Source organism: Agrobacterium sp. K11, from assembly GCF_059429395.1.
Genome location: NZ_JCAHRB010000014.1, coordinates 41,185 through 66,855 on the forward strand (window position 1 = coordinate 41,185; position 25,671 = coordinate 66,855).

Below are 25,671 nucleotides of genomic sequence, written 5' to 3' on the forward strand. Positions count from 1 at the left end.
TTTGCGCTCTTGAGAGTGGACTTAAGAGCGCGATGAGGAACTATGGCACAGGCCATTTTGCTGACGGGTCAAGAACGGCGTCGTCGTTGGTCACCGGACCAACGGCTGGAAATTCTGGAGGCAGCATTTGCTCCTGGGGCAAATGTCTCGGAGGTAGCGCGTCGTTTTGATGTTTCGACGGGGCTGCTCTACACGTGGCGGCGCCAAGCGCTGACTGTGAAAGATGGGCCTGCTTTTGTGCCGGCAACAGTTCTGGATGTTTCTGGCGGCGGCGATGGTGGTGCGGCAACCATCGTTGTGGACTTTGCGAACGGTATCAAGGTGAGGATTGCCTCCGGGGTGCCTTGTGATCTTGCCGCTGCAGTGATGCGAGCGCTGAAATGATCCCGATCAGTTCGAGCGTGCGGGTTTGGATTGCGAGCGGCCATTGCGATATGCGCAAGGGAATGCAGAGCCTTGCTCTGATCGTGCAGGAAGGTCTTGGTCGTGATCCGTTCAAGGGGGACGTTTTTGTTTTCCGCGGGAAAAGCGGCCGGCTGATCAAGGCTCTTTGGCATGACGGAATTGGGCTTTCGCTATACGCAAAGCGGCTCGAGCGTGGCCGTTTTATTTGGCCGGTGACTGAGGGCGGAGCGATTGCGCTGACGGCTGGCCAGATGTCCTACTTGCTTGAGGGAATTGACTGGCGAAACCCGCAGCAGACATGGCGTCCGACGAGCGCTGGATAGCGAATTTTGGCGAGGATTTGCCGCCATTGCCATCAAGAAAAGCTATGCAAATCAGGGGTTTTGTGATTCACTTCGAGCATGGAACCGGGCTTCGAAAATCACCGCGATCATGCTGCTGCTCTTGAAGCAGAATTGGCGGTGGCGCGGGCCGATCGGGCCGCCGCTTTGGCTGAATTGGCTGTTGCCAAGGCCAGGGAGGCCGACGATCAGGCCCTCATTCTTCGCCAGAAAGTCTATATCGAAAAGCTGCAACGGGAACTGCGCGGTCAGAAGTCGGAACGGACGGCACGGCTGGTTGCGCAGATGGAACTGATGCTTGAGGACGCCGAAGCGACGGCGACCGAAGATGAGCTTGCCGCTGAAATGGCCGTTGCTGCAGCATCTGCGATTGCGGTCACCGGCTTTACGCGCAAGCGGCCGGTCAAGAAGCCCTTTCCGGAGCATCTGCCGCGTGAGCGTGTCGTGGTGCCAGGCCCTCTTGCCTGCAGTTGCTGTGGCGGTGAACGGCTTCGCAAGCTCGGCGAAGACATCACCGAAACGATGGAGAGCGTACCGCGGAGCTGGAAGGTCATTCAGACGGTGCGGGAAAAGTTCACCTGCCGTGACTGCGAGAAGATCAGCCAGGCACCTGCACCCTTCCATGTCATACCGAGAGGGTGGGCTGGTCCGGGGCTTTTGGCGATGATGCTCTGCGACAAGTTCGGCCAGCACATTCCCCTCAATCGCCAGGTCGAACGTTTTGCCCTGGAAGGTGTGCCGATCAGTCTGTCGACTGCAGCAGACGCGATTGGCGCGTGCTGCCAGATCCTTGACCCGCTGGTGCGGCGGATTGAAAGCCATACGTTCGCGTCTGAACGGATCCACGGTGATGGCACGACCGTGCCGGTTCTAGCTCTCGGCAAGACCGCAACCGGCCGGATATGGAGCTATGTCAGGGACGATGCTCCGTTCGGCGGAACGGCCCCACCGTCGGTGATGTTCTATTATTCCCGGGACCGGGCCGGCGAACATCCACAGGCACATCTGGCCAATTATAGCGGTATCCTTCAGGCGGATGCCTATACCGGCTATGGCCAGCTCTATCTTCCTGATCGAAGTCCGGCCCCGATTTACGAAGCGGCGTGCTGGGCGCATGCCAGGCGGCCATTCTTTGCGCAAGCCGATCTGGAGGCCAATGCGCGCCGAAAAGCGCAGGGTAAAAGTGCCGCCGTTATCTCACCAATCGCCTTGAACATGGTGCAGCGGATCGACGCGCTGTTCGAGATCGAACGCCAGATCAATGGCCGCACTGCCGATGAGAGAAAAGCAATCCGCCAGCAATTATCAAAGCCGTTGATCGACGACATGGAAATATGGATACGCGACCACCGCGCCAGGTTGCCGCGCGACAACGACCTGGCAAAGGCATTTGACTATATGCTGAACCGCTGGGAATCCTTCACCCGCTTCCTCGACGACGGCCGGATTTGCCTGTCGAACAATTGCGCGGAGCGATCTCTGCGTGGTGTGGCCCTTGGACGAAAAGCCTGGCTATTTGCCGGTTCCGATCGAGGGGGACAGCGGGCGGCAGCCATGTACAGCCTGATCGTCACCGCGAAAATGAGCCGCATTGACCCACAGGCCTGGCTTGCTGATGTTCTCGCCCGCATCGCCGACCATCCTGTCAGCCGGCTCGATGAGCTTCTCCCCTGGAATTGGCGGAACCCCGCAACAAAATCTCTGCAGCAGGCGGCCTGATGGCTGGTCCTCTCGTTCGCCTGAAGATCACGCTCGATGACGTTGATCCCTTGGTGATGCGGCGCGTTGTCGTGCCGTTCCGCATTCGGCTCGACCGGCTTCATGATGTTCTCCAGGAGGCTTTCGGCTGGACCAACAGTCATCTCTATGAGTTCAGGATCCGTGACATCGGATTCGGCGTGCCTGATGGCGGCTTTGATGACCCCATCGATGCTCGCAAGGAAACGCTTCTTGCCGCCATCGAAGATATCGGCGCGAAGTCATTCAAGTATCTCTATGACTTCGGCGACGGCTGGACGCACACAGTGAAAATCGAAAAGACCTTTCCGGCTACCCCCGGCTTTGATGATCCTTTCCTTCTCGAGGCTGTCGGAAGGTGCCCGCCAGAGGATGTTGGCGGCCCTTGGGGCTATGAAGAGTTCCGTGAGGCTATTGCCGACGTCAACCATGAGCGACATCAAGAACTGCTCGAATGGTGGGGAAGTTCAGACTACGACCCCAGCCAAGTCGATGCAAGAAATCTCGGCAAAAACGTCGAGGCTCTGGCTGCGAAATGGAAGCGCAGATCGCGCAAAAAAACCTGACACTGCGGGTCCTCGGCGAATGCTTACCTGCATTCCACGTTCCGTCAAGGAATAAGGCGAGCTTCTTGCTCGATGCTAAGGGCAGACCCGATAGTGCCACTACTTCCACCTTTCCAAAAAATACGCACGTCAACTTCGGGGGTCGCTTGCTTCACTACCGGTCAAACGCGGACCCGTCTCTTGTGGGTGTACGCCCAGTTTTTCATTACAAAAGCTGTGCGGCCAGAGCAGCTTCGAACACTTTTTTGTAAGCAGTTTGAGTGCGTTTCCACACTCTCGACTAACGTTTCATTTGCCGTTGCGAACGCGATCTGAATTGGTCAGTGCTTCGCCTAAGCGGCCTAACGTTTCCTTCATCGCTTGCTCAGCAGATTGAGTGAGCGATTTTGCACCACCTTCACAAGCAAAGCCGGCATCGCCTTGCGCGTTGCCGTCACCAGAGACAGTAGTGCCAAGCAGACGCCCCGATTGCCCGTCAACAGTAATGGATGCCGCGACCTCAACTTCCGTTTCCATGCCGGCAACCCAGAAGCCTGGCACAACGCGCAGGCGAGCGTTCACGTCTTCGCCCTTAACGATAATCATACCACGGGCACCACGCGCCTTGAGCTCATCGCGGCCGACAGGCGCTTGAACAGGCTCCAATTCGGTCACCAGGTTTGCAAAGGTCTGTCTTACCGAGCCAGAAAAGCTGGATGAGAGATTAAGCGGGAATGTGTGCGCTGCGCAGTTCATGTCCGATGGCTTGATTGGCTTATCCAACTTCGACCCATCAACGAAGAGCAGGTACTTGCCGGGAAGCTTGCCTTCATAAGACGAATAGACATTGTAGGTTGCGACTGTGAGCGGCTCCGCCTTATATTGGCAAGCCGTCAGCATAGCGCAAGACAGTAGCGCTGCAGCGAATTTGGTGTTCATGATGCCCCCGAAAAAATCCCCGAAAGGAAATAAGCACGGCGACAATCTAGAGTCGAGTGAGAATAGATTAGAATAGACTTTTATGACCCTGCACCAGCTAGGTGGAGTACCGTTCGGCCAGACACGGCGGCCTTTTTGGACTAGCGCACAAAAATCGCGCTTTTCGCGAAAACCTTTCCACGGCGTTCAATTAGTGGTTTCGTAGTTTGCCGAACCTGATAACGTGAGATCGTCCTAATGGAACGCGGGCGGGGGCCGGCACGAAATGTTATCACTAAAGCTGCGATCTCTTGTCCGATGGTTCGGCTTGTCCGCTGCCCTTGGCGTGGTCGTCTTGCACCCTCCTTCTGAGGCGGTAGCTCAAGTCGTTGCTGGGCACTCGATCGGAGAGGATCGTAATAAGCTGGATGGCATTGCCTGGCAGAACAGTTTTGGCGGTTATGTCGACGGGAAATTCAAGGCTGCAAATGGGATCGAAGTCTCAGCGACCTCCGAGCAATCGACCGGGAAATTAGTTCGCTTGGAGGCCAAATGGGATGGAAAAGGCTTGCGCCAGCTCGCTTACTTTTCCGACTTCAGGTTCGGCCAAACAACTCTCGCAGATATCAAGAAGCGCTTTGGCAATCTTGGTCTGTTGCCTGCAGGCGGCTCATCTGTCTTGAGTACTCCGGATGGTGGCGTCACAATCTCGAACTTTTATGAAATCTCCGGTTCGACGACGATAGCTACTTTCGTGACAAAGATAGGGCGAGCTGCGCTCCTTGACCTGAAACGCCGCCATGGCGCGGATACATATGCTCATATGGAGACGGTTGCCACGCTTAATTCGATGGCGATATCCGATGCAGTTTATTTCAAGAATCTTCGCGGGACGACATCAATCGCCGATGTTGGATATAGTCCCATCGCATGGACACCGATGAGCAGTTCCGCTGACAAATCCAAAAGACAAATATTGCTGTCGAGAATAAAATCCACGCAATTACCTGTGGCCCGTGTCTATTCAGGACCGAGAAATCTCCCCGATTTGAGCGGCCAAAATTCTACGGTACGCGCTTATCAAGATCGGATCGCACAGCGGATGGCTGAAGGCCCTGCTTTCGCCGGTGAATACGCGGTCATCCAAATTGATTGCGGCACTCGCTGTTCAAACGCCTATGTCGGAAATGTGCGCACTGGTGAGGTTTTCAAGTTGCCTGTAGGGGGCCGAACGAACCTCGATCTCGCCCTGAAGTACGAACTATCCAGCCGCCTGATGACCGCGCAATGGTCAGGCGCTGGCTCGGGAGAATGCGCAATCCAGTTTTTCAGCTTCGACGACGGAGAATGGATCGAGCTTCTGAAACACGAAATTGGCGACAGTCGAGGCTGTTCAATGTCCCTCTCATATAACCTGCGGTAGTCTTTTCTCTATTGCAGCTCTCAACGTGTGATAGGCTGCTTTTCCTGAACGATAGGCGTTTAATGAATGGTTTTGAAATGGAAAATCTACCCAGTAGTTCGCAACTGGTCATCGACGAGCTGCTTATAAGATGGCTCCCGGACGCCTCGGTGCGGTTTCAGTATCTATATCCGGAGCTCGAGCTTTGCGTCGATGGAAACATTGTTCGCTTCACCGGCACAAATGCAGGTGATCCACGCGTGAAGCAGGAATTTCAGTTTTGTCTCTATCGTCAGAAGATTTTCGAACAGACGTTGCCAATGCGCAAGATGCTGATTGAGGGAGTGACAGGCATTGCTGGTCGCACCTCTTAAGTTTCGCGCAGCCGACGACGGTAATGTCTTTTTTGCAGATGACGCCGGTGGCTTTTTCAAAGCAGGCGAAGCATTTCTGCACCGCTATGCCCGCGACGAGCTGCTGGCGTCAGATCTCGCCTTCTTAAATGCGATTGGTAGTGCCTTCAGCGAGGTGGGCGACCTTACTTATCTTGGCTTTGAGCAGCGTTTCGCCAGCCGTCTCTACCTTCCGGCTGAGATCGACTACGTTATTCTGGTGCCGACGCTGAGATGCAACCTGGCCTGTGGTTATTGTCAGGTATCGCGCGTCAACGAGGGTACACGAGGTTTCGACTGGGATGCTGAAACTTTGGCCGGTGTCGTCAGCTTCCTTGACGGCCTGTCGACCACCACCATCAAGATCGAGTTTCAGGGGGGCGAGCCGCTCCTGCGCCTCGACGTCATCAAGGATGTGATGGAATTCTGTCGAGGCAAATTCGATCACTGTGAGTTTGTCATCTGTACAAACCTGCAAGAAGTTTCAGAGGAAGCTTGGGCGGTCTTGGAAGAGCCCGACGTGTTTACCAGCACGTCACTCGATGCGACGAGAGCAATCCATCAGGCACAGAGAACTGTGAGTGACGAGAAAACGACCGCGTTTTTCACTAATCTCGACACCGCAATCGAAAGGTTGGGCGCCGATAAAGTCTCCGCTCTCCCCACCATTGACCCACGCAAAGCGCCGCCATCGAGCGCCTTAATCGAGTCTTTCGTTCACTACGGTTTCCGCTCCATTTATTTGCGGCCTGTGAACCACCAGGGCTTTGCCCGCAAAAAGTTCGACGCTCGCGAGAGCGCAGCGGTGTGGAATCAATACCACTCGGAGTTCATCGACGAATTGGTTGCGTTCAACTGGGATGCTGACCAACCCGTTGAAGAGTATTATTTCACGCACTGCCTTAGACGGGTTCTGCGGTCCGGCCATAACCACCACGCAGATCTTCGTAACCCAAACATCATCGGTGAAAGCTACGTCGTCATCGACTATGACGGGAAATTTTATCCCACTGATGAAGCGCGCATGGTGACCCGCGTGGGGCAGTTGGACCTATCCATGGGCGATGTCTTCAGCGGCATGAACCGAGATAAGATTGAGGTTTTAAACAGCGAAGCGATCAACAACTTCCACCCGGATTGCGTCCATTGTCCCTATCAGGCCTTTTGTGGTGTTGATCTGGTGGACGACCTATCGAGATACGGTCGAATAGACCATCCGAAACATCTCACCGACTTTTGCCAGCGCCATACCTACCTGTTCGATAAGATTTTTTCCCTGATCTATTCAGACGATCCGAGGGTTCAAAAATCCCTTGCCATATGGTCAGGATCGGCTCGTTTCGATCGATCGCTTGCGAAGTCTCACCGATGATAGAGTTGCGCCTCAAGGTCGATCCTCTACCAATCGTCGTTCCCATGGTCATCAGGCTCAACGACGGTCCTTCCGACGCCAACGGCCAGCACGATGCTTTTTTAGTCGAGGTTACGGGAGAGCGACGGGAGTACGATTTTAACGGGTTCTCTTTGGGCGTCTACGCAGGCATCGACGAGGACATGGATGGAGATGTGCTTCTCCTCCTGCCGGGACAAGGAAGCGCTCATCGTCTGATACGAGCTCAGTCAGAGCACAACACGTTTCTCGTCACTGAGCAATGCGACCAGCTTTGCGTCATGTGTTCGCAGCCGCCCAAGAAGTATCATCATGACATGTTCGAGCATTTTGCCCTCGCGGCTTTGCTCGCCCCGATCGGCGTTACGATTGGGATTTCCGGTGGTGAGCCTCTTTTACATAAGCATCGACTGTTTGAAATGCTTTCGCACGTCACGAAAGCGCGGCCGGATATTCGCTTCCACGTCCTGACCAACGCCCAACACTTCGATGCCGGAGATATCGAAACGCTTTCCGACCTCGGATGGGATCGCGTTCTATGGGGTGTCCCAATCTACTCAGCCGCAGCCGACGTCCATGATCGAATAGTTGGGAAAGAGGGTGCTTTCAAATCTCTTGAACGTGGCCTCGCTACCCTGCTTCGCGCAGGTGCTTCAGTAGAACTTCGCACAGTCGTTCTTAAGCAAAATTGGGATGACCTGCCTGCTCTCGCCTATTTCGTTTCGACGAGATTGAGTGCTGTGTCCTTCTGGGCTGTGATGCAACTTGAACGGATCGGTTACGGCCGGATGAATTGGATGACGTCATTCAAAGACACCTCGACTGATTTCGACGCTCTTGCCAGAGCACTTGATATTGCCGGAGCACGGGGAATACAGACTTGGCTCTATAATTTCCCCGCCTGTTCTGTTCCAAACGACTATCGCCTTCACGCGCCATCAACGATTTCCGATTGGAAGCGGAAATATCTCGATTTCTGCGACAGTTGTAATGCTCGCGGAACTTGTGGTGGGTTTTTTCAGTGGTATGATCATCGGCAGGGGTTTGCTGCACTGGGGCCATTATGAAATCGCGGATATTCTTGATCCCGTCGCTTTTAGCGGCCGGATTTCTTCCGTCCAAAACTACAGCGATGCCAATTGGTGAATTTGTCGAGAAGAAGAACTCCGTTCCAACCATTCTCGAACGGCTGAAACTTAAGCATGTCTTCACGCTTGCGGGCCACCGGTCGCATCGATCTCATTCCAGTCATCGCTCCCACTCCAGTCACAGATCAAGTAGCGGCGGTGGATATAGCTATGGTGGTTCATCGACATACTCGTCGCCATCCCCTTCCTACAGCCCACCCGCCCGCTCGATTTATCCGGCTGCGCCTAGCGCGCCTGTAGCACCCCCGGTACCAGCTACGCCTGCGCCGCTTTACAGTGCACCTGTCACCCCGAGCCCTGCGCCGCTGAAGCCTCTTGCCGGCAACACAGATAAGTTCAAAAGGATCGTGATGCAGGTTCAGACAGCGTTGACTGCCTATGGCTACTATTCGGGTCTGATAGACGGTCAGGTCGGACCGGGATGCAAAACAGCGCTGATCGCGATGCAGACTGATTACAATCTTAAAGTCACCGGAACCATTACGCCCGATGTGCTCGATGCCTTCGGGATCGCTGCAAACTGATCGTCATGGATATCAGCCATATAATAGAAACGATAAAGTCGGTCCCTGCACCGCCCTCACCTCCAGAGCTGGAAGCCGCGTTACCGCCGCCTCCAGCCCTCCAGTTATCCGAGGTGGGGCGTGCTGCCAGATCTGAGAGGAAATTGACAGTTTTTGCAGGAGCCGCTGCACTGACGGTCGGTGGCTACCTTGCACTATTCGTACACGGTTTCTGGGGGACAGCGCTGTGCGTCGGAGCACTCGTGATGACTGCCCTCTCGGTAAGCCTGAAGCGGAAATTTGAGGTCGAATACCGGTGTGCCAAGGCTAACTGGGATGAGCAACGACAGACTTGGCTTGCCCAAGCGGGTCCGGCGACATTTGAGGATAAGCGAAAACTCTTTTTGTCACTTGCCGACACATATTCAGGCTTGCCAGCGAAAGAGCGCGAGTTGCTTGTCGAGCTCGAAAAGACCAAGCGCGAACGACAGTTCACCAACTACATGAAATCGCAATTAATCGAGCGGGCTAAAATACCAGGGGTTGGTCAAAGTCGCAAAGCAACGCTCGCCTCTTATGGTTTTGCCAATGCCCTTGATGTGAAAAATCGGCGTGTCCCGAAGCTTCCAGGATTTGGACCGTCTCTCGTCGGGGAAGTGGAAGCATGGGCGAGCTCGGTAAGCCAAAAATTTACCTTCAATCCGACAGCTCCAACAGAGCCTCATCTGGTTCAACAGGTCAAAAGCACGATCACCATGGAACGCGTTGGGCTCGAACAAAAACTCGCAAATGCTCATGATGAGTTGAAAAGCGTTTGCGAATCTGCAGAACGCCTTCGAAACGCACCGCCACAGGCCATGTACGATGCACTTGTCCGACTGAAGCAAATCGAAGTAGACAGGGGATAATTGCCAATGTCTGCACCGTACCGGAATTTCTGGATCATCGTCGCTATGACGGTCGGCGCGACGGTGTTGGCAAATATATCATCCAAGCCAGAGGTTGCTTCTGGTAAAATTCCACCAGGCTCATCTCATGCAGGTGGTAGTGGATCATCTGGTCAAAACCAGACTCCAACCCCGCAGACGTCTCCAGGCATTCGGACGCCATCTACAACGACCGATCAGAAGTCCCCGGCGCTTCCACCAGGGACGAAGGTGGCAGAACAAGATCAGCCTGTGAGGCAATATCGAAGTATTGATAACGACATCAAACAGGCATTTGATACCGCGATCGAGGCTGCGTTGGCGCAGAAAATTGGTGGCTCTGGCTCCGCGGTTGAGGCTGGCAATGCAGCTTTGCCTCTCCCGTCATTGACCACGACGGAAGTGAAATCGACCCCTAAGGTAGCGGACGCTCTATCAGATGCGAAAACAAGCGCGAGGGTATCGCGAACTACAACCAACCTCAATATGCGGACACGACCAGATCCCAGTTCGCCCTTGATCGAGGTACTGACTACCGGGCTCGTTGTCACCATTGTCGATGAGCAGGCTGGTTGGGTCCAGGTCCTGGTCAAAGAAACCGGCCAAAATGGATGGGTGAATGCAAAATTCCTAAAGAGCGAGTAGCATGAACAACATCTAGTTGCGCTAACATGATCTTCGATTAATATCATCTCCAGTAGGGGATCGGGGATATTTTCGTGCGTAGAGTTGCAATACTAAGTTGCTGTGTTTTCGTTTTGCATGGCTTGATCGGAGGAACCGCAAGTGCCGCACCTGAGGCCAGAGCCGGCATCAAGGTCACCGCGGGTCTGACGAGCGTCCAGACGGCAGCCTTGCCCACTCCCAACCCAACGATGATCTGGCTGGTAGTTTCTAGTCGGCCGACGTTTGACCAAGCCGCTGCCGTAGCCCAGACTTTTGCCGCAACTCTTGGCCCGGCGCTTATAACGCGTTCGCGTAACGGCTCATTTGCCATCGTAACGGGGACCCTGTTCAAGGACAAAGCCAAGCCCAATCTTCAGACATTGAAAGATCTTAGACTTGTTCCGCAGGATGCGTTTTTAAGTGCTGGCGAGGGCTTTGGATCGATCTTGTTTCACAGCTATACAGCGGGAACGTCTACTGACGTGATGACGCAGACCACTCTGGTTTCTTCCGTGAGACGTCTGCAAATCGCCTTGACGCGATTGAAGTTCTATACTGGTTCGACCGATGGTCTGGTCGGACCTGGGACGGTCAAGGCATTTGCAGCTTATACCGCTGCATTCGGAGCGCCCACTGGGGACTATCTCGATGACTACGCACTTAACCTGATCGAACAAAGTGCGCAGGACGGGTTTCGCTCAGTGACAGAACGTCAAGTGGCCCAGAGTATGGGTTTTGAAGACGGCGAAACATATGCTCAAGCGGTTAAGGGAGGGTTCAAATCTCCACAGGTTATGCTCGTTGCGAAGCAGCGCGGGTTCCAGACGAACGTCGATTTCGAGGCGGCGTCACGATCTGGATTTGAAACTGCCGAGGAGTACGGGAAAGCGAGAGCCGGTGGGTTCGAGACCGCAGACGAGTATCGAGCAGCTTCGCGATTTAGTTTCGAGACGCGCACCGAATACGTAGCCTTTCGATCATCAGGATTTGCTGACAAGACCACCTTTAAGAGCGCGCAGGAAAAGGGTTTCGCAGATAAGACTTCCTATGAGCGAGCCGTTGCAGCAGACTTGAAAGCTGCTCGCTTGAAAGCCGGCATTCTGCTTGATGATGCCCAAGTTTTCATCAGGCTCAACCCACAAATCCCGAACCTTATACAAGTCGCCGACAAGGCCTCTATCCTTGGTGTTACGCTGCCGACTGGAAGCACGTCAAATCTTGAACAGGCATCGTCTGAGCTCGAGGCCATTTTGATCACGTTAGTCGGCTACAGCAACTTTGTTGTGGCTAGAGATAAGGAGCGCGCTGACGACCGTCAGAAGCAGGTTCTCGCGCATCAAAAGGCGCTTGAGGCGACGCGTGCATCGCTGACAAAATGGGTCGCAGGAAATATTTCCTCGCCAAAACTCCCGCAAGTCGTTCAAGAATTAAAAATTTCTGCCGATGCCGTCATCTCGGATGACCTTGAGGCCCTCGAAAACGCAAGACAGTCACTTGGAACTTTGATTTCCAGAACTGGGTTAGCGACCGAACTTGCCGGATACCAGGCCGCGGGTGCGGGAAGTCCTGAAGTCATTCAGAAAAACTCGAACGCACCTTTTGCAGTCACGCCATTAAACGCGGTGCTCTTGAGTGGCGCGTGGGGTGACGTGGTTTCGTTTTTCAATGCGTCCGCCGATGCACCATCACTCGTTCGCACTTTAAACGGAGGCGTTTCATTCTCGAAAGATTACGCGGCTGTGTGCTTGATCGGACTTGACGAAACACCCTCGCTTAGACGTGGGCTACGAGACATCCTAGCGCCAATGGGTGCGACAGTTGTAAAGATAAGCTCGTGCGACAGCCGGAGTCCAGAACGGGTGGACCTGATTATTGCAAAAAGAAAGGCATTCCTCGAGGCACAACCAAGTTTCGCCGTCGCATTTCTGGATGCACTTGAGGCTAAGAAACTTCGCGTGTTCGACGCGATTGATTACAAAAAGCTAGCAGAAAGAGAAGAGAAGGAAATCTCTCTCATTACCGCAGTGACATCTGGCGTCGAAGCCGGATCTCGAAGTGGATTTGGCGCTTTTGAAACTGCTTCTGAGAAGGGCGACCTATGCGTCGTAGTCGCCGAGGCAGTTGATGTTCATGAAGAAATGCTGAAAGAGGTCACTACGCTCGTCGAGACGACGAAGCCTCTGAGGGTAATAAGTGACAAAACTTTGGAGCAAATTTACCCTATGATACTGCGTGATGAATGCCGTGCGGTGTATGGAGCCTCCAGCTCGCTGCGGCAGCTGACGCAAGCTATGAAGCGTGATGAAAAGGCTGGCATTTTCCTCCCCATTTGGATTGAAAGCGATAAGGTCGCACAGTCTGCCGCCAGACTAGCAGCCAGCAAACTCGAAACAGTGAAGCAACAGGAAGCTGAAAGACTTGCGGCTCAGGAAGCGGAGCGCTTGTCTGATATTCGTAGACAAGAGGAGCAGTCACGCCGAGGCGTCGTTGAAGCTGAGCTCCAAAAAGTCAACGGCCCAGCGGCAAATGCGCGGCTTACGAAGTTTACTAGCTTCCTCAAGGCGTCGCTTACACCCGATGGCGGGTTAGCTGCAACACAGACGAACTCGCCGGCTTATCGGGAATTTACTGACTGGCTCAATGCGCAGAAGAGAGATGGCTGGGAACTCGGGAACGTCGACACGTCCATTGACGATTTTGGAAGCGTAAATTGGAAAGATCGAAAACTTGATGCGTTGGTGACTCGAGTTGCATTGGAATTTAAGAGCCGGGAACGTGGAGAATACCGAACGGAGTGCGTTTTGTTCGGTGTCGTGCTAGATGATGAATTCGAAATGGAGCGGGATCCATTGCACGCGCTATGCGCGGACGAGGTCGCCAAAATCAATACTTGGAAGTCTGGGCACAGTTTTGAAAGTCGCTGGAGAGCGGCGAATCGTGATTCCGCAACGCCATAGGGTGCTCGTGTGAACTATGCCCACCTAGAAATCTGAACGAAATATGGCTGGGCATATTTTTACACAACGCGCTTTTAGTCATTCACGGGTCGTAGTGCTTCTGAGCTAGGGAATTCGTGTCAATTCGGTCCCTTTTGCGCTTTTTCTTAAAGTGGAACGCGCGACCTAGTCTCCGAAGCGTTGTCGCGGTACGGAGTGATCAAGAAAATCAGCGTTTTGGTGGGGACGGCTGAGCTGGAGCAGGCCGCATCGGAGCGGGCGGTGCGGGCCGTGAGACGATCTGCGACGTTGGCGGATTCAGCCCACCCTTTTTAACATAGCCTTCACTAACCGGCCGAATGCTCCAGCTGCCGTTATTTGGCGTCTTCGGGTTGCCGCTCATTGAAGCTCCTTGGTATTCGCTTGTGTCGCTGGGAATTCGATATGCATCCCTTCAGGCTTCCTAGATATATAAATTCTTGGGCTTGCAAACAATTGGGAGCCATCAAAATCGTAAACAATCGCGTCTCTAAGAACTACCTCACGCATTTTGCCGGTTTCGGAAAACACAGCCACCCAACCCGCATACACAATCTTGTTCTCAAAATCGCGAACGTGAACGTACTCGGAAGTTGCATCGGAAGAGTTAAACGTGAAGTCCCAAACGTCTTCGTCACCATAAGTTTTCGTCGCCCCTATAGTCTGCAGAAATCGGGTCATCCATTTGTAATTCACGGCATAGAGCCAGATGACGCCGAGAATGAAGCCGACAACAGTGGCAATCGCGATCTGTAGGACAATCGTATGTTGGTTTCCGCGCAGAACTGAGCCGGTGGGGATGCGGATAAAAACTTGGACTGATTTAGACGCTAAGGCCAAGACTTCTGCGATACTCGATGGGACTGAGTGATCCCAATGATAATTTGATGCGCTTTTCATTGTACCATCGGATGTAGGCATCAACCTCGCGGACAAACTGCTCGATCGTGATGGTTCTCCAGTCGCCAGGATAAAACAGTTCCGTTTTCAACCGACCGAAGAAGCCTTCGCACGCGGCGTTATCCTGTGAACAGCCCTTGCGAGACATCGAACGTAGCAGCTTCGCATCGCTAATCCGCGTGAGCCAGCCGGGCCAGCGATAATGCGCTCCACGATCAGAGTGGACGATCGTCCTGCCTTCGCCGTCGGTAACGGTCTCGATGGCGGCGTCCAGCATCGTGTTGACCAGCCCCGCATCCGGTTGCGTTCCAATTGACCAACTGATCACCATGCCATCGAAGCAATCTATGATGGGCGACAGGTACACCTTTCCAGCTGGAATTTGGAACTCGGTTATGTCTGTGAGCCATTTCTCGTTCGGTGTTTTCGCTCTGAAGTCCCGGTTGATCAGGTTCTCCGGCGCAGGGCTGACTTCTCCCATATACGAGCCAAAACGCCGTCGCCGCGGTCTGGCGACCACCAAACTCTCCTGCTTCATCAATCGCTGCACAACCTTTTCCGAGATTGTTACGCTCTGCCTGGCCAGTGACGCCTGCAGTCTGCGGTAGCCGTAGCAGCGATGGTTGCTTTCGAAGATTTCCGTCAGGCTGCGGCGGATGGCGACATACTTGTCTTCCAGATTCACTCGGGTGCGGTGGTAGAAGTACGAGCTCCGCGCAATCCCCACCTGCAAAAGCAGTTCTGGCAATCGATAGGTGTCTTTGAGGGCGTCAATCAGCTGTGTCTTTTCCCGATTACTCAGGAGTTGCAGATCGACGCCCAGGCCTTTTTTTAGCAATTCATTGGCCTTCTTCAGCAGATCATGTTCAAGCTGCAATTGTCGGACATCGCGCTGGAGGGCTTCAAGCTGTCGCTCGAGTTCTTCGCGCTCCGGCGCTGGCGCAGAAGTGTTGCGGCGTTTCATGGATGAGGCAGCCTCTTGACCGAGTAACTCATTTCTCCAAGCGTACAACGTCGGCCGGCATACACCTAGCCGCTCGGCTATTTGCTGGGCACTTTCCTCTCCACTGCAAAGATCAAGAACCGCGACTTGTTTCAAAGCGTCGGGATAGGCCGGACGCCAGGATCGACCAACCATCGAAGTTCTCGCCTCCGGAAATGCCTCTCGAACCCATGCGGTCAAAGTTCCACGACCCGGATAGCCCAACGCTCTCATCGTCGCAGAGATACAGCGATCGTGAGTGCGGTAGTGCTCAAGCGCCGTCTGCTTCTGGGCCTCAGTAAACTTCGGCGCGCGAGCCACACAACGAACGCGTAGGTCTTGATGCTGCTGGTACTCGCGATACCAGTTCCGCAGCGCATTCTTGGTCGGATAACCCAACTGGCGGATCGTCGCCTTAACCCGCTTGCCGAGCTTGATATACAGCTCGACCGCGCGAATTCTGTCAGCATGGGAATACATGAACTACCTCCTGGTGGTCCAAGTTTTAGTCCGCATCCCCCAAGAGCAGTCCGAAATCGTACGCTAAGAGCGAACGGAAGGGGAACTTATGCGACCCGCCGTAGCCCGGCTGGCAGACGAAGCGATCGAAATCCGTCGGGCATCTGGTGTTCGGTATCCCAGGTGTAGATGCCGGTAAGGTTGATGTGCTCCCAACTGAGCGGCGAAATATGCTTCAACAAAGTATCGGGAATATTTCGACCCTCTCGCTTCAACTGCGTGATTGCGCGGTCGAGATAGACTGTATTCCAGTGGACGATTGCACTGACAACGAGGTTGAGACCAGAGGCGCGGAATGCTTGGCTCTCGAACGACCGGTCGCGGATTTCGCCCCGCTCGTGGAAGAACACAGCGCGTTTCAGCTTATGAGCGGCCTCGCCCTTGTTGAGACCAGCTTGGCATCTCCGCCGTAGTGCCCGACTTGAGTACCATTCGATCATGAAGAGCGACCTTTCGATACGGCCGAATTCGCGGAGCGCCCTCGCGAGATGGCTTTGCTTTGGCGTTGCGGACAATTTCTTGAGGATGGTAGATGGCACCACGGACCGCGTCGTGATCGACGCCGCAAGATGGAGCAGATCGTCCCAATGGTCGAGGATCAGATTGGCATTGATCGGCGCCCCGATGTGGTTCGACAGCGCCGGATATGCATCACCCTTCTCGAACGTATGGAACTTCCGATCTTTGAGATTACGCAGTCTTGGTGAGAACCGCTTTCCGATCAAGGCGAACAGCCCGAACATATGATCACTGGCACCGCCAGTGTCGGTAAAGTGCTCCTGGATATCGAGGACCGTGTCCTGATCGAAGAGCCCGTCCAGCACATAGGCCGCCTCGCTCTCGGTGGGACTGATGGGCAAAATGCTGAAGTAGCCGTATTGATCTGACAGATGGCTATAGAATTTCGATCCGGGCTCGCTACCGTAATGCAAATTGATGTCGCCGCGCTTTGCAGCCCGGTCGCTCGCACGGAAGAATTGGCCATCGGACGATGACGTTGTGCCATTGCCCCAAAGGCGCGAATGCGGATGCTGGGTGTGGGCATCGGTGATGCACGCTTGAGCCGTGCGGTATGTCTCCGATCGCGCGTGGAATGTGCGCATCCACCCAATCTGGTGAGCGCTAATCCCTTTGGAAGCGCCCGCCATTCGTTTGGGACCAAGGTTCGTAGCATCGGCCAGTACACCAGCGAGCATTGCAGAGACATTTTTTGGTACGTCGCCGGTCCGAACATGCGTGAACTGATCCGCAAAGCCGGTCCATTCATGCACTTCCCTTAACAGATCGGGAACCTCGACCAACGGATACATATCGCTGATCTCGGCATTCAGTGCCTCGGCGGCCGCAGGGATTTCGCTGGCGGTTGGTGTGATGATCAACGTTCCGGCCTCAAGACGAACTCCTTCGAGCTTTCCGGATCGTGCCCTGTGCGCCAGACGCTGCAGGTTGAAGTCGAGCATCTGACGCGCTTCGGCAAGCCACTGCGCGCCATCAGCTTGGACACCTAATCCGAGACGATCCTCCTCCTTCAACGTGATGAATGTTGTTCGCGGCATCAAATGCTCGTCAATGGGCCGGAAAGATCGGCTGCCGTCGACCCATATCTCCGCAGATCGAAGCCGGTCTCGCAAAGCAGCGAGCGTTGCGATCTCGTAGAGTCGGCGATCAGGTTTTTCTCGTTCGAAGATGAGCCGCCGGTCAGTTTGGCTAAGGTGGGTGAGCGGGACGCGATCAGGGAGCGTCCGTCGCTTCTCGGCATGAAGCCGTTTAAGCAGCGCAATTGCCGCTAGAAGTGGATCGTGGCGAAGCGCCGAGCGGAACGCGAATGCCTGAAGGAATGCACCAGTGTATTTGTGGACGGTCGCATATTGCTCGGCTGCTACGATCAACGACGGCGCCTCGTTGTCGTCGACCATCGACTCGAGCTCAGGCTTCATCCGAAGCAGTCGATCCCAGCCGACTCTTTGGTCGAGAACATCCATTGCATTCCGACCATTGTTGTTGGCGGACTGCAGCGCGGTGATCGTATCGAGAAACATGCGCAGCGCTTTGGCGGTGTTCGCTCTGCAGTCCATCTGCCGCTGCTTCTTTCGGTTGTTGGCTTGCGAGAACAACTTACCCATCAGCTTGATGAACATCGTCACCGCATCGTCCGTGAGCTTCTGACAAAGCTTGATGACTTGAGCCACAATCAGAGCGTGGCGACGGCTGGCATTGAAGTCGTTGGCAAGCCAGGCCGGGGTTGCGTTACCCTCCCGGATCATCTGGCCCCACCGTCCTGCTGATATGCGCGCCTGTAACGTCGGATCGATCTCCAGCTGCCGCAGAAAGGCTATCCGCTCTGTCAGCCCGACCAGATTCGACGAACCTGGCGCTTCTGGCGCCGAGCGTAGCCAATGGAAGCGCGTCTGGCCGATCGACGGGTCCACTTCTAACAGCCGGTCCAATGATCGGAGCGTATCGAGCGGGATCTCTTTAATCAGAGTTGTCTCTGCCCAACGGCGGGCTATCGCACGGCCGGCAAGGCCAATCCGTTCGATCGTGTCGATCGCCGGTAGAAGAGCGCCGCGTTCACGAAACGCGACGACAATCGAACTGACTATCGCAGCACCGTCGTCGGACGTCGCCGCCGCCTGAATTGCAGACAATAGCGCGGCGCGGCGATCTTGCAGCGTCGCGCTTCTCGTATCCAGATACATCATTAGCCGTGCTGTGTGATCCCGACGGGTTTCTTCACGGCGTGCATAGAGCGAAAATGCTTCCGGGGCGGCGCCGATCTGATCAGCAACATATTTAAGCATGGCGCGTGGCGGAATTTCTTCTGCCCCCAGCACTCGACCCGGGTATCGCATCAGACATAACTGAATGGCAAAGCCAAGCCGGTTGTGATTACGTCTGCGCAGTTCGATCTCCAGGCGATCGGCCGGTGACAATGAGTAGTGTCGGATTAAGCTGTCCTCGTCGACAGGGATATCGACAAGCTTTCGGCGATCTTGATCTTTGAGAAGCTTGCGCTTTGCCATAGCCCGACTCCATTCATAACCAATCTGCGCTTAGCGTTGTCGAGTCGGGCCGGACACAGAAATCAAAACCAGCGAATATCGATGGCAATCCACAGAGATCCAATGCCCAAGATCTAATCTACGGCATTGTTCATGCTTCGTTCGGCCTTAGCGTACGATTTCGGACTGCTCTTGTTCTGACCCCTGCTTGAGCGATGCGATCGTTCGATTAGCGCTCGCCTCAGAGGGGCCCTGCAAGTCTACGGCCAGAAAGCCCTGGTGCAAGGGCAAGGGCATGCTCAGCACCGTCGCTGCGAGAATGTCGACCACCATGGCCTTGCGTCTCTGTGACGCTTTAAGCCCGGCGGCAGCGAAGCCGATAACGACTGCATTTTCGCCCGCGAGAACCAAGTCGATCGCTATGACTTGCAACAGCGCGGTAGCCCGGCGCCGTCAATATTTCCATCATGGGCAAACTCCATATTCAATAAAGCACGAGGCAACGCAGCACGCTACTCCGATTTGAATGGATCGTACTTGAGTGCGAATACCGCCGCGGAGCCGGCGACGACCAGCAGCACACGGACAATGTGGTGGAAGACAACGAAGGGCACCTCGATGCCGAGCGACAGAGCGATCAGGCTCATCTCGGCGACCCCGCCTGGGGAGTAGGCAAGCATAGTGCCGACGAACTGGTCCCCTGTGATCCGCGAGATCAGGAATGCGAATGCAATCGACACGGACAACAGGAGGACGGTCGAACCGAACGACAACTTCAGCACCCTCAGGATCAGTGCCGGAGCAGTGTTCACGAACCTGCATCCGACGATGGAGCCGATTACGACCTGGGCCGCTCCTAGGAACACGCTCGGTAGCAGAAAGTCGGTAATGCCACTAAGATGAAGGCTCGCGCTCACGACCATCGGGCCGAGCAGATATCGAGCTGGCAGGCGCAGAGCGACGCCGACCCCTACCCCAATTCCGATGGCCGCAACGAACCAGCCGAGATCGCGCGGATCGATGGCGTCCAGCGGCACGTAGCTCGAACCGGTTCGGCTGATCGCGTGCCCGGTTACCAACTGGATCAGGAATGGCAAGCAGAGAACCACGAGGAAAATGCGGGCGGCATGGATAAGCGAGATCATGCGCTCGTCGCCACCGCGTTCGGCGCCCAGCGTGACCATCTCGACCAGTCCACCCGGCATCGCCGAAAAGAAGGCGGTCGGATGATCGAACTTGCCCACTTTTCGGAAATAGACGTAAGTTACAGAGGCTGCCGCCGCGATGAAGAATACCAGTCCGCCGAGCGAAACCATCCATATCCGGAAGTGTTCGAACACAGCCGGCGAAAACGACGTGCCGAGCATGGCGCCGATCGTCGCCGTCATCGGCGGACGAGCAAACTTTGGCATGGCAAGCGGCATGCGAAGCAACGCCCCTGCCCCGCAGAAAATCATGGCGCCAAGTAGCCAGGCAAGTGGCATATGAAAATGCCACATCACCCAGCCGCCAAGGCTGCCGACCGAAATGGTCAGCAGGAACTTGGCGAATGCAGGCATGGCCATCACGACACCTGGTAGCTCGCAGTGACTGCAGTATGTGTCACCACAGGCGGGTTGGCGAAGAACGACCCGACCAGCCGGCGCCACTCCTGAAAGCCGTCGGAGTCCCTGAAATCCACGGTGTGATACTCGACCGTTTCCCACTGCACCACCAGACGGTAGACAGACGGGTCTTCCACCACGCGCTGCAGATTAAGGCCATGGCATCCTTTCGCGCGGAGGAAAAGTGGGGCGGCTCGCGCCACACCATCTTCGAAACTGGCTTCCTCGCCCGGCTTCACCGTGATCTCGGCAACTTCATAGATCATGGATTCACCCCGCCTTCTGTACGTGCTCTGCATCGATCGTGCGCTCTTCGCCTGTCGCGATCATTGTTCGCGTGGCATCTATGGACGCGTAGGTCCAGAAGATGCGCATAGGTTTGTCGGACGCGTTGATGAAGCGGTGCGGAACGTTCGCCGGAATCCAGGTCGTGTCATTGGTGTCCAGATGATGCTGGACGCCGTCGATCTCGGCAATCGCCTGGCCTTCGATGACCATGACGCTCTCTTCGCAATTATGCTTGTGGAGACCGATGGCAGCGCCGGGGTCGAAGGCGGTGATGCCATTGATCATGCTGGTTGAGCCGCACTTGCGGGTGACGAGCGGCGTCGTCCGCGCGCCACCACCCCGGTCGTTGGTCTTGAGTTCCTTGGGACGAAGGATTGCTGCTTCAGACATTGTCGTATCCTTGTTCTTCGTAATGCGGTTACTTGGCCGGGCCGACCCACACCGTCTTGATGTTCACGAATTCCCTGATGCCGTAGACGCCGAGCTCGCGGCCGTAACCGGAACGCTTGATGCCGCCGAACGGGTAGCGCGGATCGGAAGCCACCATTCCGTTGATGAAGACGGCGCCAGCGTCGATATCGCGAGCGAGGTTGCGGGCACGCTCCAGGTCTGTCGACCAGAGCGCGGAGCCGAGACCGAACTCGGTCTGGTTGGCGAGACGGACGGCCTCATCCGCATCCTTGACGCGGATGATTGCGGCAACCGGACCAAAGGTTTCCTCGCAGAATGCCACCATGTCGGGCTTGACGTTGTCGAGAACGGTCGGCGGGTAGTAGTAGCCGGCACCTTCGATCGGCTTGCCGCCTGTCTTGAGAACCGCACCGGAGGCCAGCGTCCGCTCGACCTGGCTGTGAAGCCCTGTCATCAGATTTTCGCGAGCCATCGGACCGATGTTGGTGTCACGTTCCATCGGGTCGCCGATCTTCAGCTTGGCGACACCTTCCAAGAATAGCTCGACAAAACGGTCGGCGATGCTTTCTTCGACGATGAAGCGCTTGGCATTCACGCACGACTGGCCGACGTTAATGTAGCGAGCCTTGACCGCTACCCTTGCCGCCTCTTCCAGGTCGGCATCGGCGAGAACGATGAACGGGTCGGAACCGCCAAGCTCGAGGACCTGCTTCTTTAAGGCCTTGCCGGCTTGCGAGGCAACGATGGCGCCGACCTCCGTGGAACCTGTCAAGGTGACGGCAGCGATGCGATCATCAGCAATGATTCCCGCGACCTTTGAGGCATCGATAATGAGGGTGGCGAACAGTCCCTCCGGGCAGCCGGCCTCCTTCATGATGTCCTGAATTGCGAGGGCGCATTCCGGCACGTTGTTGGCGTGCTTGAGGATAGCGCCGTTACCCGCTGCGAATGCTGGCGCCGCGAACCGGAAGAACTGCCAGAAGGGGTAGTTCCAAGGCATGATCGCCAGCACCACGCCGAGCGGATCGAACTCGACAACACTCTCGGTCGCATTGGAGGGTACAGCTTCGTCCGCCAGGTACTTGGCGGCATGCTCGGCGTAGAAGTCGCAATTGTATGCGCACTTCTCGATTTCGCCCTCGGATTCAGCGATCGGCTTGCCCATCTCTCGGGTAATCATCTCCGCATACCGCGACTTCCCGCTGCGCAGTGCCTTTGCCATGTTCTTCAAAAGGCCGACACGTTCCTCCACCGGAACCTTCCGCCAAGCCTTTTGCGCGTTGGCAGCGGCCGTGAGCGCATTGTCCACGAAGGCGTCGTCATGCAGTTCGTAGCGGGCAAGTTCCTTACCGTTCGCCGGATTGATTGAAACGATCATTATCTTCTCCTTTGGAATTCTTTAGGGAGCCGCGCTGTCGCCAGGCCGGGCTTTCCACCGGGCCAGGAACCGAGCGCTGTCGAGTGTGTTTTTTGAGGGCACATATTCGAAGCCGATTGCGCCGCTGAATTTATGTTTGGCGAGCACATCCAGAACGCCGTCGAAGTCAATGGTTCCGGTCCCCGGCTCATGGCGCCCGGGATAGTCTGCGATGTGGACATGGCCGATACGGTAGGCATTCTCATCGATCCAGGAAATGACATCCTGGCCGTTGCTTGCCGCATGGAATGTATCGACCAGGAGGGTGACATTGCCGGGACCGAAAGCATCCTGAATGCGCACTGCATCTTCAAGTCGTGAAACGGCGTAGCCCGGAACTGCGGCATGACCGATTGCCTCGATTAAAACCCGGGCAGAAGTCGCTGCGGTCTGCTCCACCGCATAGGCGATGTTGGACATGTAAATGTCCCACCACATCTCCGTTGCGCTGACCTCTGGAACACCAGCCATGGGGTGGACGAGCGGCACGCCCACTTCGAGAGCATAGTCCAGCGACTTGTCGAACGAGGCTCTGAAATCCACGTCCCGTCCCGCAAGCGCCGAAATCCCCTTTTCCCCCTTGCTGGCATCACCGGTTGCGGCGGCTAGCTGGGTGAAGACGAGGTTGTTGTCGGCCAGCAACTCCCTCATCCGCTTCGGTGGGATTGCGAAGGGCTGAGGATGCTCGATGGCCGTGAAGCCCGCAGCAGCCGCTGCAGCCACACGCTCCTCCAGCGGCAGCTCAGTGAAGAGGTAGCCAATATGCGCCGACAACCTGTTCACGGTCATGCTGCCGCTCCCAAGGGAGACGCGCGCCCGACCGGGAAGTTGATACCATGAGTGATGCCTTCCTTTTGCAGGTCCTCGATAACGTTGCCTGTGATTGGAATGCCTTCGGCACGGCGCTGTGTCTCACGGCGTTCTTCCGGTTCGCCCGGCATCATAATTTCATCGACGTTGGCCGCCTTTGGCAGCTTCTTGATGCGTTCATAGAACTCGTCCATGCGTGCATCGAAGTCCTCAAGCGACATGAAAAGGTCCGGCTTGATGGCGAAGAACAAGTGGCCGACATTCTGCGGCTCACTGTGATCGAAATAGAGGCTCTTGACGTCACCGCCGAAGTTGGCGCCGGTCAGGACGCCGGACATCAGATCCATCAGGGTCGCGAGAACGGAACCCTTGACGCCGCCAAATGGAAGGCAGACGCCTTCGAAGGCTTTCTCGGCGTTGGTCGTGGGATGGCCATCGACATCGAGTGCCAGACCTTCCGGGATCGGCTCGCCCTTCATTGCCGCCAGTCTGATCTTGCCACGCGCGATGACCGTCATCGCCATGTCCATCACGTAAGGCGCGTGCTTGCCACCCGGAATGCCAGCCGCGATCGGGCTTGCACCGAGGAACGTCGTTCTCCCGCCCCACATGGGGATGGCTGGCGACGAGTTGGTGAAGATCATCGAGATGTAGCCGGCCTTGATGGCCTGAAGTGCGTAAAGTGCGCCCATGCCGAAATGCGTGCTGCGATGAACGCCAACGAGCCCGATGCCGTTCTTCTCCGCGAGCGCCACAGCTTCATCCGTCGCGCGATGCGACGGTATGAAGCCCATGCCGTTGTCGCCGTCCACGAGGGAGACGGCGCCAGCAACTTTCTTGACGGTAACGTTGGGCTTGGGATTGACCAAGCCCTTGGACAAACGCTCCACATACATGGGGATGCGGGAAATACCGTGCGAGTCGATGCCGCGGAGGTTTGCCTTGATGAGATCGTGGCCGATGACGCCAGCGTCGGCAGCCGTCATGCCCGTTTTCTCGAATATTTTGGTTGCGAACTCAATGAGCTCGGCTGTCTCGAAATACCGGGTTTCAGTCATTTTCAAGAGTCCTCTTTCATATTTAAGACAGTGTGACCGCGCCGGTTATAAGCGCGGCGAAGAGCATCAGAGCGGTCAAGACGAGTGTCCACTTGAGCGCGAAACGTTGGAAGTCCCCCATCTCAACCTTCGACAGCCCCAACAGAACGTAGAGAGCGGCGACGAGCGGGCTGAGCTGGTGGACCGGCTGACCGATCAGCGAGGCGCGGGCGATGACTTCCGGAGCGATGCCGTATTTCGCAGCCGCTTCGGCTAGAACCGGCACGACGCCGAAATAGAACGCATCGTTGGAAAGGAAGAAGGTGAAAGGCGCGCTAATCAATGCCGTGATAAGCGGAAGCAGGTTGCCGTGCCCTTCGGGGATCATCCAAACAATACTCTGCGCGAGGGCATCGGTCATGCCCGTACCCTTGAGAATCCCTGTGAAGACGCCAGCAGCGAAAATAACCGAGACGACGGCGAGAACGCTCGGCGCGTGAGCCGAAATGCGCAGGCGTTGTTCGGGGAGCGAGGGGAAGTTGACCGTAATGGCAAGTGCGAATGCGATGATGAAGAGTACGACCAGTGGCGCGACATCGGCAACGAGGAAAACCATCAGAAGAACAGTCAGGACGATGTTGAAGGCAGCGCGCCAGCCGGTTGCGACCTTCACGCCTTCCGGGCGTTCCGCATAATCCTCATCGCGGAACTCCGGTTGCGGACGATCGGTGGGCAGCGTCAAGGTACCCAGACGCTTCCGTTCCTTAAGACCGAAATAGCAGCAGATAGCCACCGAACCCAAGGTCGCCGCAACGATCGAAGGCAGCATCGGCAGGAAAACCTGATTTGCCTCAAGATGCAGAGATGCAAGCACACGGGCCGTGGGGCCGCCCCAGGGCATGATGTTCATGATGCTGTTCGGCATCAGGATGGCCAGCGGTAGGATGAGCGGGTTGATCCCGAGACGACGGTGCAGCGGCATCATTGCGGAAACGCAAAGCATGTAAGTTGTAGAGCCATCTCCATCGAGCGATATGATGGCAGAGAGGATCGTCGTGCCCACGATGACGCGCAGCGGATCGCCGTGGCAGATCTTCACCACCAACCGAACGATCGGGTCGAACAGGCCTGCATCAATCATCAGACCGAAATACATGATGGCGAAGAGCAGCAGTACCGCCGTCGGCGCGATGGACTTTATGCCATCAACCATCATTGCTGGAAGCTCGTGTCCAAATCCGCCAAGAAGGCCAAAGAGGAATGGCACGAGGATCAGCGCAATCAGCGCAGACAGAGTGCGGGTCATTATTGCGGTCATGAAGATCGCAATCATTGTGTAGGCAAGCATGGTAA

23 protein-coding genes and 1 pseudogene are annotated in these 25,671 nt (G+C 55.7%); 12 read left to right on the plus strand and 12 right to left on the minus strand.

Going from position 1 to position 25,671, the window contains the following annotated elements:
• Positions 1-42: 42 nt before the first annotated feature.
• The 4 genes from tnpA to AC5SEO_RS23760 all read left to right on the plus strand — a co-directional run bounded on the left by tnpA (position 43) and on the right by AC5SEO_RS23760 (position 3,049).
• The gene (gene tnpA, locus AC5SEO_RS23745; protein ID WP_112155480.1) at positions 43-384 is read left to right on the plus strand and encodes an IS66-like element accessory protein TnpA; all 342 of its coding nucleotides are present in this window, start codon (positions 43-45) and stop codon (positions 382-384) included.
• Positions 381-728 carry an IS66 family insertion sequence element accessory protein TnpB gene (gene tnpB, locus AC5SEO_RS23750; RefSeq protein WP_112155479.1) on the plus strand — a complete coding sequence of 116 codons (348 nt, stop codon included), beginning with the start codon at positions 381-383 and terminating at the stop codon, positions 726-728. Before tnpA ends, tnpB begins: the two co-directional genes overlap by 4 nt.
• A 78-nt stretch (positions 729-806) precedes the next feature.
• Positions 807-2,465 carry an IS66 family transposase gene (gene tnpC / locus AC5SEO_RS23755; protein ID WP_112155478.1) on the plus strand — a complete coding sequence of 553 codons (1,659 nt, stop codon included), beginning with the start codon at positions 807-809 and terminating at the stop codon, positions 2,463-2,465.
• Complete coding sequence (locus tag AC5SEO_RS23760) at positions 2,465-3,049, plus strand: plasmid pRiA4b ORF-3 family protein (protein ID WP_112155477.1); 585 nt, start codon at positions 2,465-2,467, stop codon at positions 3,047-3,049. The genes tnpC and AC5SEO_RS23760 overlap by 1 nt, the downstream gene beginning before the upstream one ends.
• Positions 3,050-3,337: 288 nt before the next feature.
• Here AC5SEO_RS23760 and AC5SEO_RS23765 read toward each other — a convergent pair whose 3' ends face one another.
• Complete coding sequence (locus AC5SEO_RS23765; protein ID WP_244656417.1) at positions 3,338-3,967, minus strand: hypothetical protein; 630 nt, start codon at positions 3,965-3,967, stop codon at positions 3,338-3,340.
• Between the two features lie 265 nt (positions 3,968-4,232).
• Here AC5SEO_RS23765 and AC5SEO_RS23770 point away from each other — a divergent pair, with 265 nt between their 5' ends.
• From AC5SEO_RS23770 to AC5SEO_RS23805, 8 genes are all read left to right on the plus strand, one after another.
• Positions 4,233-5,369 (plus strand): hypothetical protein, encoded by a 1,137-nt coding sequence (locus AC5SEO_RS23770; protein WP_112155475.1) that lies wholly within the window; start codon positions 4,233-4,235, stop codon positions 5,367-5,369.
• Between the two features lie 62 nt (positions 5,370-5,431).
• Positions 5,432-5,722, plus strand: coding sequence for a hypothetical protein (locus tag AC5SEO_RS23775; protein WP_323687022.1), 291 nt, complete (start codon positions 5,432-5,434; stop codon positions 5,720-5,722).
• Positions 5,703-7,112: a His-Xaa-Ser system radical SAM maturase HxsB gene (gene hxsB, locus AC5SEO_RS23780; RefSeq protein WP_112401953.1), complete on the plus strand. Its 1,410-nt coding sequence runs from the start codon at positions 5,703-5,705 to the stop codon at positions 7,110-7,112. The genes AC5SEO_RS23775 and hxsB overlap by 20 nt, the downstream gene beginning before the upstream one ends.
• A complete protein-coding gene (gene hxsC / locus AC5SEO_RS23785; RefSeq protein WP_112155473.1) occupies positions 7,109-8,197 on the plus strand; it encodes a His-Xaa-Ser system radical SAM maturase HxsC in 1,089 nt (362 codons plus the stop codon). Before hxsB ends, hxsC begins: the two co-directional genes overlap by 4 nt.
• The gene (gene hxsA / locus AC5SEO_RS23790; protein WP_112157469.1) at positions 8,194-8,802 is read left to right on the plus strand and encodes a His-Xaa-Ser repeat protein HxsA; all 609 of its coding nucleotides are present in this window, start codon (positions 8,194-8,196) and stop codon (positions 8,800-8,802) included. The genes hxsC and hxsA overlap by 4 nt, the downstream gene beginning before the upstream one ends.
• Before the next feature lie 143 nt (positions 8,803-8,945).
• A complete protein-coding gene (locus AC5SEO_RS23795; protein ID WP_323687585.1) occupies positions 8,946-9,689 on the plus strand; it encodes a hypothetical protein in 744 nt (247 codons plus the stop codon).
• Positions 9,690-9,695: 6 nt separating this feature from the next.
• A complete protein-coding gene (locus AC5SEO_RS23800; protein ID WP_323687019.1) occupies positions 9,696-10,352 on the plus strand; it encodes an SH3 domain-containing protein in 657 nt (218 codons plus the stop codon).
• A gap of 74 nt (positions 10,353-10,426) precedes the next feature.
• Entirely contained in the window at positions 10,427-13,330 is a 2,904-nt protein-coding gene (locus AC5SEO_RS23805; protein ID WP_162632827.1) for a hypothetical protein, read from the plus strand.
• Positions 13,331-13,708: 378 nt separating this feature from the next.
• Here AC5SEO_RS23805 and AC5SEO_RS23810 read toward each other — a convergent pair whose 3' ends face one another.
• From AC5SEO_RS23810 to AC5SEO_RS23860, 11 genes and pseudogenes are all read right to left on the minus strand, one after another.
• Positions 13,709-14,188, minus strand: coding sequence for a DUF6338 family protein (locus AC5SEO_RS23810; protein ID WP_112155468.1), 480 nt, complete (start codon positions 14,186-14,188; stop codon positions 13,709-13,711).
• Positions 14,172-15,710, minus strand: coding sequence for an IS3 family transposase (locus AC5SEO_RS23815; RefSeq protein WP_112155467.1), 1,539 nt, complete (start codon positions 15,708-15,710; stop codon positions 14,172-14,174). Before AC5SEO_RS23815 ends, AC5SEO_RS23810 begins: the two co-directional genes overlap by 17 nt.
• 86 nt (positions 15,711-15,796) lie before the next feature.
• A complete protein-coding gene (locus AC5SEO_RS23820) occupies positions 15,797-18,772 on the minus strand; it encodes a Tn3 family transposase (protein WP_112402041.1) in 2,976 nt (991 codons plus the stop codon).
• A 279-nt stretch (positions 18,773-19,051) separates the two neighbouring features.
• A pseudogene (locus AC5SEO_RS23825) lies at positions 19,052-19,217 on the minus strand (TerC family protein); the annotation flags it as partial.
• 46 nt (positions 19,218-19,263) lie between these two features.
• On the minus strand, positions 19,264-20,316 hold the full coding sequence (locus AC5SEO_RS23830) for an AbrB family transcriptional regulator (RefSeq protein WP_112155455.1): 1,053 nt from the start codon (positions 20,314-20,316) through the stop codon (positions 19,264-19,266).
• Positions 20,316-20,621, minus strand: a complete 306-nt coding sequence (locus tag AC5SEO_RS23835) for an antibiotic biosynthesis monooxygenase family protein (protein WP_112155454.1) — start codon at positions 20,619-20,621, stop codon at positions 20,316-20,318. Before AC5SEO_RS23835 ends, AC5SEO_RS23830 begins: the two co-directional genes overlap by 1 nt.
• A gap of 4 nt (positions 20,622-20,625) precedes the next feature.
• A complete protein-coding gene (locus AC5SEO_RS23840; RefSeq protein ID WP_112155453.1) occupies positions 20,626-21,033 on the minus strand; it encodes a cupin domain-containing protein in 408 nt (135 codons plus the stop codon).
• A 28-nt stretch (positions 21,034-21,061) separates the two neighbouring features.
• Entirely contained in the window at positions 21,062-22,432 is a 1,371-nt protein-coding gene (locus AC5SEO_RS23845; RefSeq protein ID WP_112155452.1) for an NAD-dependent succinate-semialdehyde dehydrogenase, read from the minus strand.
• A gap of 21 nt (positions 22,433-22,453) precedes the next feature.
• A complete protein-coding gene (locus AC5SEO_RS23850; RefSeq protein WP_112155451.1) occupies positions 22,454-23,260 on the minus strand; it encodes a hydroxypyruvate isomerase family protein in 807 nt (268 codons plus the stop codon).
• A complete protein-coding gene (locus AC5SEO_RS23855) occupies positions 23,257-24,339 on the minus strand; it encodes an Ldh family oxidoreductase (RefSeq protein ID WP_025590939.1) in 1,083 nt (360 codons plus the stop codon). The genes AC5SEO_RS23850 and AC5SEO_RS23855 overlap by 4 nt, the downstream gene beginning before the upstream one ends.
• Before the next feature lie 22 nt (positions 24,340-24,361).
• Positions 24,362-25,666, minus strand: coding sequence for a CitMHS family transporter (locus AC5SEO_RS23860; RefSeq protein ID WP_323687085.1), 1,305 nt, complete (start codon positions 25,664-25,666; stop codon positions 24,362-24,364).
• Positions 25,667-25,671: the final 5 nt, after the last annotated feature.